Source organism: Mycoplasmopsis citelli (assembly GCF_900660645.1).
Lineage (GTDB): Bacteria > Bacillota_I > Bacilli_A > Mycoplasmatales > Metamycoplasmataceae > Mycoplasmopsis > Mycoplasmopsis citelli.
Genome location: NZ_LR215036.1, coordinates 716,015 through 728,227 on the forward strand (window position 1 = coordinate 716,015; position 12,213 = coordinate 728,227).

The window sequence follows — 12,213 nt, forward strand, 5'->3', positions numbered from 1 at the left end:
ATTTATGCCTTTCTTATTTTGAATGCTTAATTTTTTAAAAGCATTTGTTGGAACTCCGGCATTACTGGTTGGGATTTTCACTATGATTGGTGCTTTAGTTTTACGAAAAAAAGCATCACAAGTGGTTATTAGTACCTTTAAAGTAATTGTTGGATTTTTAATTTTAGGAGGTGGAGCTGGTGTATTAGTTGGTTCATTAAACCAATTTCAACCTGTTTTTCAATCTGTATATTCATTAAATGGAATTATTCCAAATAATGATGCTTTTGCAGGTGCCTTATCTAGTGCTCTTCCATCAATTGCAACATTAGGATCAATTATTATGCTTGTATCAATGTTGCTTAATATGCTTTTAGCATTAACTTCTCGTTTTAAATATGTTTATTTATCTGGTCACGTTTTATATTACAGTTCGCTAATGCTCGCTGCAATTATGTACGTAATTGGATTTGATTTTGAAAATAATGCTGGAGATTTTGCACTTGCATTACTTACTTCTTCAAGCTTAATGGCTATTTACATGGTGCTTTCTCCAGCAGTACAACAAAGATATATGAAACAAATTATTGGAAGTGACGAAATTGCTTTAGGTCACACTGGTGGATTTGGTTATGCACTTTCAGGACTTATTGGAGAAGGAATTTATAAACTTAAAAAAGGAAAAGTTTTATCAACTGAAGAAATTAAATTCCCTCAGTCACTTTACTTTTTCAGAAACACTTTAGTGTCTATTTCGATAACTGTGTTTGTCTTTTATTTAGCGGCTTTTTTGCCTGGTGGAATTTTATATGAACTAGGAAAAATTACGCAAGAAAACTCTCCGGCAGCTTATGGAGTGCTTTCAAGTGGTAATTGAGTAATTACCATGTTTGTTCAAGCATTCACATTCACTGCAGGGGTTGAAATTATTTTAGCAGGGGTAAGATTATTTGTTGGAGAGCTAGTTCCAATGTATAAAGGATTTAGTGACAAACTAATTAAAAACTCAAAAGCAGCTGTGGATTGTCCGGTAGTATTTCCATATGCACCAAATGCTGTAATAATTGGCTTTATATCTTCATTTTTTGCTGGTATAATTGGTATGTTCATAACAATTGGACTTGGGAAAGCATCTCTAATTCCTGCTGTTGTTCTTCCTGGACTAGTTCCTCACTTTTTCTTAGGTGCTACTTCTGGGGTTTTTGGTAATGTCAAAGGTGGTGTTATTGGTGCAATTGTTGGGCCTTTTGTTGGAGGTTTAATTATCACCTTTATTCCAGTTTTCTTTGTTTTAGGAAACTGAGCACCAACAGCAACCAACCAATTAGGTTCGCTAATTACAAGCAATAACGCTGTAAATACATCAGTAGCTTCTCTAAACTGAGGAGATACTGATTATTTAATTGGGTATGTTCCTGGAGTGTTAGGATTAATACCAAAAGCAGGAAAATTTGTAGCTTTTGGAGTTATTTTACTAACTTACTTAGGATTAGCAACCGATGGACTTATTAAAAAAATAATTAATCGTAAAAGAAATAAGGACAATCTTGCAAATGTATAAAAAACAATTTACTCACAAAGAATTTATAGCTAATATGCGTGCTGTCGCAATTGATGGAATTAACAATGCTCACCAAGGTCACATTGGAATGGCTCTTGGAGCATCAGAACTTTTTTACTCAATGGTTGGAGAAGTATTAAAATTCTCGCCAAAACATCCAAGATGATTTAACCGTGATCGTTTTGTTCTTTCGGCTGGACACGGTTCAATGGGACTTTATTCACTTTATCATCTAATGGGATTGCTTACTTTAGATGATATTAAAGCTCACAAACTTTATGATTCAAAAACCCCTTCGCACCCAGAAATTGAAAAGCTTCATTACATTGATGCTTCAACTGGACCACTTGGTCAAGGGGTTGCTATGGGTGTTGGGATGGCTTATAGTAATAAATATTTAAGCAACCAATTCAACCAAAAAGATTTTAAAATTATCGATCATAATGTTTTTGTATTATGTGGAGATGGTGATTTACAAGAAGGGGTTGCTTTAGAATCACTTGCTTTTGCTGGAACTAATAAATTAAGTTCACTTATTGTTGTTCATGATTACAACAATATGCAAATTGATACTTCTGCAACTGAAGTTAATAATGTTGATTTTGAAAAATATTTTGAATCAATTAAATTTAATACCATTATTTTGAAAAATAATAAACCAGAAAATATTATTGAAGCTCTTAAAAAAGCTCAAAAAAGCACTCGACCAACATATATTCAAGTTCGCACAACTATTGCTTTTGGGACCAAAGTTGCTGATACCCCAAAAGGACACAATGGAATTTTAAGTGAAAAAGATACTATTGAATATAAAGAAAATTTAGGTTTAAGTCATACAAATGTTTTTGAATATGACCCTAAAGCATATGATTTTGGTGCTAAATTACTTAAATCTAAAGCTAATTTATACGCTCGTTGAGAAAAAAAATTAGCTCAATACAAAGAAAAATATCCACAACTTGCAGTTAAATTAGAAAAAATTCTAAATAAAGAAAAATCGTTTGATTTTTCAGGATTTAAATTCCAAAAAACCAATGTTGCAACTAGAGATTATGTTGATGAAATTATGAAGTTTATGGATACACATCACCAAAACTTTGTAGGTGGATCAGCTGATTTAAGAGGAGCAACCAAAGTTGGATTTGATTCAGATAAAAACATTAAATATGGAATTAGAGAATTTGCTATGAGTGCAATTAATAACGGAATTAATCTTCACTCAGGATTAACTACCTTTGGAGCAACTTTTTTAGTATTTGCTGATTATGCAAAAGCAGCTCTTAGATTAGGTTCGATTATGGAATTACCTAATATTACTGTTTTTAGTCATGATTCATATCAAGTTGGAGGTGATGGACCAACTCACCAACCAGTTGAGCAAGTCACTGCATTGCGTAGCATTCCAAATTACCTTGTTTTTAGACCTGCTGATGAAAATGAAATGCTTAACTCATTTAAATATGCTCTAGCATTAAAAAATACTCCATCGGCAATTATTTCAACTCGTCAACCACTAAAATCATTTAACTTACAAAAAGATGATTTTAAAGCAGCTTATTATGTTCACCACGCAAGAAATGCTCAGGTTAATTTACTTGCTAGTGGTTCTGAAGTTGAATTAGTTGATAAAGTTGCTCAAAAATTAGCTAAAGACGGAATTAAAGCCAACGTAATTTCGGTGCCTTCTTTACAATTATTGCTTAAAGACGAAAAATTAATTGAAAATTTAAGTTTAGACAAATTACCTAACTTTGCTGTTGAAGCAACTAATGATCCATTATGATTCAAACTAGCTAAATATAACAAATTTGACGCTCATTTAGCACATGATTTTGGACATTCAGCTCCTGGTGATTTTGTTTATGAATTAAATGGATTTACAAAAGAAAACATATTAGCTAAAGTAAAAAGTTTTTTATCTAAATAATTAATATTAAATTAAAATCTCTCTTATAGAAAAATATAAGAGAGATTTTTTATTAGCATAAAACTTAATTTTACTGTTTTTTGTGGATAAAAATTACTTTATTTCTTTTTTTAAAATATTTTGTAGTTTCTTTTCATTTTCTTTTAAATCTAAAATATTAAAAAACTCCTCTTTAAATAAACTGATGTGCTTCATAATTTTTAGATTTATTGTTAATTTGTAATTAACTGAATTTCCAGGATTCATTTCAATTATTTTTCAGAGTTTTCCATCAATATCAATTCAATGACCTCTTTGGTTTTTATTATGAATATATTTAAAATCCACATTTTTTGAAATGATTCTATAATAAATATCTTCTTTTGTAATTCCTATACATATTAAATAATCATAATTATAATTAGGATTTATTCCATTAAATTGAAAAGTTTTAACTTTTTTACCTAATCTTGCTGTTTTTACTTCAAGTAATATTTTTTTAGGTTTATTTATTCATATATCATATTCGTTATGTATTGTTTTATCTTTATTGTTATCTTTAAGACTTACATTGAATGATTTTAATAATTTTTTAACAAATCTTTCGCCAATAGCTCCTATTGCGTTAGCCTCAAATTCTACAATTTTTCAAAATATTTTATTTGTATCCTTTTGATCTAATTTATCTTCTTTATATTTATCTTCGATAACATTTAGTAAAATTTCTTCAGGTTTCATTTAGAATTCCTTTTCAAAGCCATTATCTAATAATAATTCATAAATATGACTCTTACCAATATGTCTGCATGAATTCGTAGCTAAAGAACTATAATTGATTCAATTTTGTTTTTCAAATAAATCTTTAATTTTTTTAATTTCTTTAGAATTTTTGGTATTTATTTTAATTGCTATTCCACTATTGTATTTAACATCTTTAAAATCATAAACAACTTTATTTACTTTATAAAAAGTTGATGCTAAATAAAAATCTGCTTTTTCTTCATAAATTCATTTTTTACCACACTCTCTACTCTTAGCGGTTGAAACAGTATAAACATCTAAATATTTCTTAAAGGGGTTTTTTTCTCCTAAAGAGTATCAATTGAAGTTATGAAGTTTTGGATTTGTATGATTTTTTGATCAGATTTGAAAGACACATTTCACATCAATATCTTTGCCGTCAAAAGTATAAAAAGAACTCTCTGGTAAAACTTCACTATGAATTAAATTTAATCCTTTTACACGATATCTAACACTACCTTTACCTTTACTTTCAAAAAACATTGGTAATATAAAACAAACAAAATCAGCATTTTGGGAATAATTAATAAATTCAAGTGCTAAAACACCTCTATGACCAAAAGGAGGATTCCCTATTACAATAAAATTTTCATTAGGTAATTTGTATTTTAAATAATCACTTTTAACAACATCATCTCTTTTTGGATCAATATCAATTCCGATTCTTTTGTCTTTTGGTAATAAATCTAAAAAACAACCCTCTCCTGTACTAGGTTCTATTCATGTATATTTATCAATATTTTCATATTTGCTAATTATCTTTAAAGTCTTTGAAAACAATTTTTTAGCAATATCTCTTTTTGTAAAATACTGATCAAGTTGATTCTTAACATTTATCAACATATTTTTCCCGTTTACATATTTTAAAGTCATATTCATAGAATCCTCCAATTAATTTACATAATAATACTTACTACAAATATATTATAATATATTTGTAGTAAGTCTATTAAAATTTTAATAAAAAATAAAAATCCACATGAACAAATTAAATGAACTTGTGCTTATTTATTATAAAAAATAATGATTTTTTAATTTAAACAATTAAACTTAAATATAATTGCTTAAAAACCTTTCTTAACTTTGTTAATGCATTTATATTTTATCACGAGTTAAGCTTGTAAAATAAATTTTTTTAATTGATTTATATTTAAAAAATACAAAAATAGTAGCTTTAATATAGCTACTATTTTTTAACAAATAAAGAAGAAATATTTAAAACAATAATCAATAAATTCATGCACGAAAATAAGACATGTCCTGCAACTGATTTATCAACACTAATAAGACCTATTGCTAAACTAGTTAAAAAGATATTTAATAGCGAAAAAAGTGAAATAAACAACCAAAATATAGTATTATTAGAATCTTTTTTGCGTTTATAAGCAATTGTAGTCCCAAATGCACTTAGACAAATTAATCAACTAAAAGGAACTACCATTAAAAACATATATGAGATTTTTGGTTTAATAGCACTACTAATAACAAAGCTAATTAAACATAAACTTAAAAATAAAAAAACAAAAATTTGTGAGATAGTAATACTTAAAGTTTTTGGTTTAACTGCTACAGTATTTAAATTATTCATAATTAAAAATCCTTAATTTTTAAATGATAATAAGATTATAAAACTTTTAAAGTCGTTTACTTAAATAAATGTAAAATATTTATATGAATAAGTTCCAAAATAAATCATCAGCTGAATTAAATTTATCTTTTGATTTTGAAATTACCGATTTTCAAAATCGTGAATTTCAAATTACCATTCATAAATTGCTTAGAGATTTGCCATATGATGATAAATTTTTTGAATGGTTTATGGAAGATTTAATTTACTTTATAACTCAAAATAAATATCAATTGCGCTGAGATATTGAAAAAATTTATTTTAGTGGAATTAAAAATTTAAACCTTTCAGCAGAAGATGAACAAAAATTTGTCAGTTTATTGACTAATTCAGTAACTAATTTTAATATTTATGTAAAAAATTAAAAATATTTTTGAATTTGATTTTTTATGTTATACTATTACTACAGTGATTATAGCAACAGGGATCACCTGATACCATTCCGAACTCAGTAGTTAAGCCTGTTAGTGCCGACGATAGCAGAAATGTGAAAATAGGGAGTTGCTGTTTTTTTTATTTTCTATTTTTCAAAAATAAAAAAACAGCAATATTTAGAAAAAAAATAAACAAAAATGCAATTTTTTAGCAAAAAAGTAAGTAAAAATAAACTTTTTACATTTTGAAAATATTTTATGTATAATTATAGCAAATATAATTGAAAGGAATTTATGGTTAAAGATTCTACAAAAAACGAGGTTTTAGAAACTGTTAAAAGCGGATTTCATTTAGTTGTATTCCACGCAAAATGGTGTGGAATGTGTAAAATGTTTGGGCCTGTTCTTGAAGAATTAGCTCAAAAAGATAAAGTTAGTGTTTTAAAAGTAGACGTTGATAATGAAAAAGAATACGCAAGTCAAGAAAGAGTTCAATCAATTCCTTATGTACTTGTTTACAAAGATGGACAAATTGTACACAAAATGCTTGGATACAGACCTTACGAACAACTTAAAGAAGATTTAGAACCTTATTTATAATTTTAAAGATTAATTAAAGCAATCTCTTTTTTAAAAGAGATTGCTTTTTTAATATTTTACTCTTATAAATATTGTTGATATTTATTAATATTTGATAAATTAACTTCAAGCATTGAAAAATCTTTTAACTCCAAACTTCATAAAAGTCCATAAAAATTTACAATACACTTATATTTATAAAATTCTTCAACGGAAGATTTTTTATCATAACATTTAAGTAAATGTAACTCTTTATCTTCATTTAAATTTAAATTTGTACTCAAATAGGCTAAATCAAAGTATTTACTGTTAAGCGAAGCATTAACTAAATCAATGAATTTAAACCTTCCGTCATTATTACTCATAATAATATTTCCAGGGTGTAAATCATTATGTGATAGAACTAAATTTTGTGGATTTTTTAAATTCATAAAAATTTTATCAATAATGTTTTGATTGATACTTTGTACTCATTTATTGCTTTGAAACTTTTGATAAAGATTAAAAATAAATTGGTCAATTATATATTTTTGCTGATTGGGAAGCTGATGAAACTTCTTAATTTTTGTGGACAATCGTCTTAAATTACCTTTGCAAAAATGAAATTTTTGCTCAGGAATTCATTTTCTTAAAATTAATTTTTCATCTTCATATAAAATTGGAGCTAAAAAATCTTCATTTCCTAGTTCTTTGATTAAAAATAAATTCGAATCATTTTTAAATTGAACAATTTTATCGTTTAAGCGATATGAACTTTTTGAAAAAGATTCTATTGGCTGTATTTTTTTTACTTCTTCTTTGATTTTTGGGATGTAATTTATTTTATAAACATAATTATTAAAAGTATCACAAATAAATAATAAATCTTTAAATTCTTCTTTAGTAATTTCTAAATTTTCTAAGATTAGTTTTTCATCAAAACCCTCTTTGTATAAAGTTGCTGCATCAAAACCTATAAAATTTAATCTAATTCATTCTAAGTCAATAAATTTAACTTGGTTTTGCTTGTTTATTAAAATATTTTTCAAAGCTAAATCACCATGCTGAAGTATTTTTGGCTTATTTTTAAATTTTTTAATAATTTCACTATATTCTTTTAGATTGATTTTTTGCTCAAATCAGTCAAATTCTTCTACATTAATGTCTTTATTTGAAAATTCTTTTAAGTGCTTTAAAACAGCAACTTGAATTTCTTTTGTTAGTTTCAAATTTTCTAAAGTTTCTCCCTCAAATCATTCTCTAATAAGTAAATTTTCATCATAATAAAGAGTTTCTTTATCTTTTAAATAATACTGTTTCTCAGAATTGCTTTGTTCTTTTAAAAAATTTTTTTTAATACGAACTTGGTATTTTTTGTCATTTATTTGAGCTAAATATGTGTAATTATGAAAACCTTCATATTCTAATTTCATTAAATCAATCTTACTTATACCTTGTTTTGTTAAAGCATCATTAACTAAGTTTAAATGTTTTTCAACTAAATTACTCATCAATTCTCTTTGCTATTAATTTTAGATGATTAGGACAAGTAAATAAGGTATGTTCTTCGTTAAAATGAATATATAAAACTCCTGGATATGATCTAGAATATTTTTTCTTTCCAATAAAATTTAATTCTACAATCGGTAAATGAAGTAATTCTTTTTTAGCTTGATTAATTTGACTTTCTAAAACAACTGGATAAATACTTAAATCAAATCCAATTAAAGGGTTTAAAACTAATAATTGTTTTTCCTCATCTGAAAAGAAATTCATTATTTGATCATACTCTTGTTTTAAATCAACATTAGTACCAAAAATTTTGTTTAAATGTTGTGTTTGTGAACCAAATTCATTTCAATAAACGTTAAAATCTAATAAGTTTTTTTGAGTCTTAACAATATTATTTAAAAATCAACCAATTTTTTCAAGTTCTTGAGCAAGCCCAAAATAAAATTCAAAATTTTCATTACATTCATCACAATGGACTTTTACTTTATCTAGCATATTAAAAATTATAAATAAAAGCTTAATATTTTAAAGTCCATTCTTAGCTTTTATTTATAATTTTTTTATGTTAGATTATGAAAAACGATTTTTATCTACTAAAAAAGTAATAGCAGGATGCGATGAAGCAGGAAGAGGTTCTTGAGCTGGTCCGCTAGTTGCCGCTTGTGTAATAATGCCTTATAATCGCGAAATTAAAGGCATTAACGATTCAAAAAAATTAAGTCCTTTAAAAAGACTTGAGCTTTTTGAAGAAATTTTTGACCACGCTTTAGAAGTACAAATTTGTTCAAGAAGTGTTGAGGATATTAATAATTCAAACCCTAAAGAACAATCAAAAATAGCAATGACCAATTGCATTAATCAAATGAAAATTAGTCCAGAAGTAGTTATTACTGATTTTGAAAAAATCTTTGTTCATTTAGAACAAATTAATTTAGTTAAAGGGGACCAAAAATCTTATAATGTTGCAGCTGCAAGCATTATTGCAAAGGTATATCGCGATAATTTAATGATTGAACTTGATAAAAAATATCCAGGTTATGGATTTGCAAATCACAAAGGCTATGGAACCAAAAAGCATAAAGAAGCTATTGATAAAAAAGGTATTATTCCAATTCATCGAATTAAGTACAAACCTATTAAAGAACACATTTTAAAAGTAAGCAAATTTTAGCTTTTTTTGCACTTTTTAAGCGGTTATTGTGCAAAAAATAATTTTTTAATTGTGGTAAAATTATTATTATGATTAAAGTCGAAAATGTTACTTTTAAATATCGAGAAACCGATAAAGTTCCAGCTCTTTCAAATGTCTCTTTTGAAATTCAAAAAGGAGAATATGTTGCTATTTTAGGTCATAACGGATCAGGAAAAAGTACTCTTTCTAAAATTCTTTCAGCCCTAATTAAGCCTACTAGAGGAAAAGTAACTATTGACGGAATAATTTATTCGCGTGAAACTTTAATTGATGTTAGAAAAAAAATTGGAATAGTTTTTCAAAATCCAGAAAACCAATTTATTGGTTCTTCAGTTGAAGATGATATCGCTTTTGGTCTTGAAAACAAAAGAATGTCTCGAGAAGAAATGATTAAAACAGTGCGTAAATATGCTGAAAAAGTGGATATGCTACCTTATTTAGAACGTGAACCTGAAAATCTTTCAGGAGGTCAAAAACAAAGAGTAGCTATTGCTTCAGTGCTTGCTCTTGATCCTGAAGTAATTATTTTTGATGAAATCACTTCAATGCTCGATCCAAAAGGAAAAAGTAAGGTTATTGAGATTATTCAAGGAATTCGAGAAAAAAAGGACAAAACCTTAATTTCAATTACTCATGACATGGACGAAGCTATTTTAGCTGATAAATGTTTGGTTTTTTCACAAGGTAAATTAATTGCATCCGGAAAACCAATTGATATTTTAAATAATAAAGAAATTATTGAAATTGCTAAAATTGATTCACCTTTTGTTTACAAACTTAGTTCATTAATCAAAGGAATTGAACCAACATATAATGAAGAGGAGTTAATAAACAAAATATGCAAATAAAACTTAAAAATGTTCAACATATTTTCTCAAAACATACTCCATGAGAATTTAAAGCATTAAATGGAATTTCTATTGATATTAATCAAGGTGAATATATCGGAGTAATTGGACAAACCGGAAGCGGAAAAACCACCTTTATTCAACATTTAAACGGATTATTAAATCCAACTGAAGGGGAAGTGTCTTGAATTTTTGTCGAAGATCCAAATACCAATAAAGAAATTCTTGTTAAACTTCCTGTTTATAAAGAAAAATTTTTAAGTTTTTTATACTCAAAAGATAAAAAACTTAAAAAATCTTTTAAATTCAAAGCTTCGAAAATGATTCGAAATAAAATTGGAGTGGTTTTTCAATTTGCTGAATATCAATTGTTTAAACAAACTGTTTTAGAAGATATTATTTTTGCTCCGGTAGCATTTGGAATGTCAAAAGAGCTAGCTAAAGAAAAAGCTAAAAAATATATTAAACTAGTAGGTCTTCCTGAAGAATACCTACAACGTAGTCCTTTTGATTTATCCGGAGGGCAAAAACGTAGAGTTGCTTTAGCAGGTATTTTAGCTTTAGAACCACAATTTTTAGTAGTAGATGAACCTACTGCTGGTTTAGATCCTGTAGGAGTAGTGGAAATACTTGATATTTTAAGTAACTTAAATAAGCAAGGAACTACAATTGTAAATGTCACTCATGAACTTGATCATGTTTTAGAAAGAGCTCAAAGAACTATTGTGTTTAAAGATGGATTAATTTGCAAAGATGGAACTCCATATGAGATTTTAAATGACATTAAATTTTTAAAAGAAAATAATCTTCAACCACCTAAATTACTTGATTTTGTGCATAAATTAAGAAATCAAGGACTTAATGTTCCTCCTGTAAGATCAATTGAAGAATTAGCTAATTGGATTAATTCTCAAGGAGATAAATAATGAAAAGTGTTTTTGGAAGATATATTCCTAGAAAAGGATTTTTTTATAACCTTGATCCTCGTTTAAAAATTTTAGTTGTGGTATTTTATGTTGTTTTTGCTTTTATGTCAAAATACTACATTGATAGTTTAATTTTACTTATTCCTCTTTTAGTGGTTTATTTTACAGTAGTAAAGAAAGTTAAATCAGTCTTTCGAATGGCTAAATTCCCAATTGTTATGGCTATTATTATTTTCTTAATTAATTTATTAACTATTAAGTACACAGATGTAAAACAAACAATTTTAGATAATGAAAAAATCGATCAAATCGCAAAAGATATTTGAGGGATAACATACCCACAAGGAGATCATACTTTTGTTGTTAGTATGCTTGCTTTAAATCGAAGTATTGCACTATTTTTAAGAGTTTTTACAATGATTTTAGCTACTACTTTATTAACTAATACTACTCGTCCTATTTTACTTACTAAAGCTATTGAAGATTTAATGTTCCCTTTAAAATTGCTTTTTATTCCAACTCAAATTATTGCCATGATTATTTCAATTGCATTAAGATTTATTCCCACATTGCTTGATGAATCACAAAGAATTATGAAAGCACAAAGCTCAAGGGGAATTGATTTTAAAAATGGAAATATGAAAGATAAAGCTGTTGCCTTTTCGACTTTAATTATCCCTTTATTTGTTTCATCATTTGCTAAAGCTGATGATTTAAGTGATGCAATGCAAACTCGTGGTTATGAACCATATTCAAAACGAACCAAATATAGACAATTAAAATTAACTTGAAGAGACTTATTGGTGACACTATCACTTATTGGACTTGGTGTTTTTATAGCATATAATACTTATGTAGACCATACTTATTTACCAAGTATATGAACTTCACTTCTTGCAATTTATTAAGAAAAATCTAGCAACATTTTG

13 protein-coding genes and 1 rRNA gene are annotated in these 12,213 nt (G+C 26.8%); 9 read left to right on the forward strand and 5 right to left on the reverse strand.

From position 1 onward, the window contains the following. The first annotated feature begins 4 nt into the window (after window positions 1-4). Together EXC58_RS02610 and EXC58_RS02615 are read left to right on the forward strand one after the other, a co-directional pair. Window positions 5-1,540, forward strand: a complete 1,536-nt coding sequence (locus tag EXC58_RS02610; protein ID WP_129725490.1) for a PTS ascorbate transporter subunit IIC — start codon at window positions 5-7, stop codon at window positions 1,538-1,540. Continuing rightward, window positions 1,533-3,467 (forward strand): transketolase-like TK C-terminal-containing protein, encoded by a 1,935-nt coding sequence (locus EXC58_RS02615; RefSeq protein WP_129725491.1) that lies wholly within the window; start codon window positions 1,533-1,535, stop codon window positions 3,465-3,467. The genes EXC58_RS02610 and EXC58_RS02615 overlap by 8 nt, the downstream gene beginning before the upstream one ends. 93 nt (window positions 3,468-3,560) lie before the next feature. Here EXC58_RS02615 and EXC58_RS04760 read toward each other — a convergent pair whose 3' ends face one another. The 3 genes from EXC58_RS04760 to EXC58_RS02630 form a co-directional block, all read right to left on the reverse strand. Continuing rightward, window positions 3,561-4,184, reverse strand: coding sequence for a hypothetical protein (locus EXC58_RS04760; protein WP_197723783.1), 624 nt, complete (start codon window positions 4,182-4,184; stop codon window positions 3,561-3,563). Further along, window positions 4,185-5,126, reverse strand: coding sequence for a hypothetical protein (locus tag EXC58_RS02625; RefSeq protein ID WP_197723784.1), 942 nt, complete (start codon window positions 5,124-5,126; stop codon window positions 4,185-4,187). A gap of 307 nt (window positions 5,127-5,433) precedes the next feature. Next, complete coding sequence (locus tag EXC58_RS02630) at window positions 5,434-5,835, reverse strand: hypothetical protein (RefSeq protein WP_129725492.1); 402 nt, start codon at window positions 5,833-5,835, stop codon at window positions 5,434-5,436. A gap of 83 nt (window positions 5,836-5,918) precedes the next feature. Between EXC58_RS02630 and EXC58_RS02635 the strand changes: the two genes are divergently transcribed. The 3 genes from EXC58_RS02635 (at window position 5,919) to EXC58_RS02645 (ending at window position 6,848) form a co-directional block, all read left to right on the forward strand. Then, complete coding sequence (locus EXC58_RS02635) at window positions 5,919-6,239, forward strand: hypothetical protein (protein ID WP_129725493.1); 321 nt, start codon at window positions 5,919-5,921, stop codon at window positions 6,237-6,239. Window positions 6,240-6,278: 39 nt separating this feature from the next. Next, window positions 6,279-6,384: ribosomal RNA gene (gene rrf, locus EXC58_RS02640) — 5S ribosomal RNA — on the forward strand. A gap of 158 nt (window positions 6,385-6,542) precedes the next feature. Next, on the forward strand, window positions 6,543-6,848 hold the full coding sequence (locus EXC58_RS02645; protein WP_129725494.1) for a thioredoxin family protein: 306 nt from the start codon (window positions 6,543-6,545) through the stop codon (window positions 6,846-6,848). A 62-nt stretch (window positions 6,849-6,910) separates the two neighbouring features. On the opposite strand, the gene EXC58_RS02650 is transcribed toward EXC58_RS02645, so the two are convergent. Then, on the reverse strand, window positions 6,911-8,317 hold the full coding sequence (locus EXC58_RS02650) for a phosphotransferase (protein WP_129725495.1): 1,407 nt from the start codon (window positions 8,315-8,317) through the stop codon (window positions 6,911-6,913). Next, complete coding sequence (locus tag EXC58_RS02655; protein WP_129725496.1) at window positions 8,310-8,813, reverse strand: hypothetical protein; 504 nt, start codon at window positions 8,811-8,813, stop codon at window positions 8,310-8,312. The genes EXC58_RS02650 and EXC58_RS02655 overlap by 8 nt, the downstream gene beginning before the upstream one ends. Before the next feature lie 67 nt (window positions 8,814-8,880). Between EXC58_RS02655 and EXC58_RS02660 the strand changes: the two genes are divergently transcribed. The 4 genes from EXC58_RS02660 (at window position 8,881) to EXC58_RS02675 (ending at window position 12,192) form a co-directional block, all read left to right on the forward strand. After that, the gene (locus EXC58_RS02660) at window positions 8,881-9,489 is read left to right on the forward strand and encodes a ribonuclease HII (protein ID WP_129725497.1); all 609 of its coding nucleotides are present in this window, start codon (window positions 8,881-8,883) and stop codon (window positions 9,487-9,489) included. A 68-nt stretch (window positions 9,490-9,557) separates the two neighbouring features. Next, entirely contained in the window at window positions 9,558-10,358 is an 801-nt protein-coding gene (locus EXC58_RS02665; protein WP_129725498.1) for an energy-coupling factor transporter ATPase, read from the forward strand. Next, window positions 10,349-11,284: an energy-coupling factor transporter ATPase gene (locus tag EXC58_RS02670; RefSeq protein ID WP_129725499.1), complete on the forward strand. Its 936-nt coding sequence runs from the start codon at window positions 10,349-10,351 to the stop codon at window positions 11,282-11,284. Before EXC58_RS02665 ends, EXC58_RS02670 begins: the two co-directional genes overlap by 10 nt. Continuing rightward, complete coding sequence (locus tag EXC58_RS02675) at window positions 11,284-12,192, forward strand: energy-coupling factor transporter transmembrane component T family protein (RefSeq protein WP_129725500.1); 909 nt, start codon at window positions 11,284-11,286, stop codon at window positions 12,190-12,192. The genes EXC58_RS02670 and EXC58_RS02675 overlap by 1 nt, the downstream gene beginning before the upstream one ends. The last annotated feature ends 21 nt before the right edge of the window (window positions 12,193-12,213 follow it).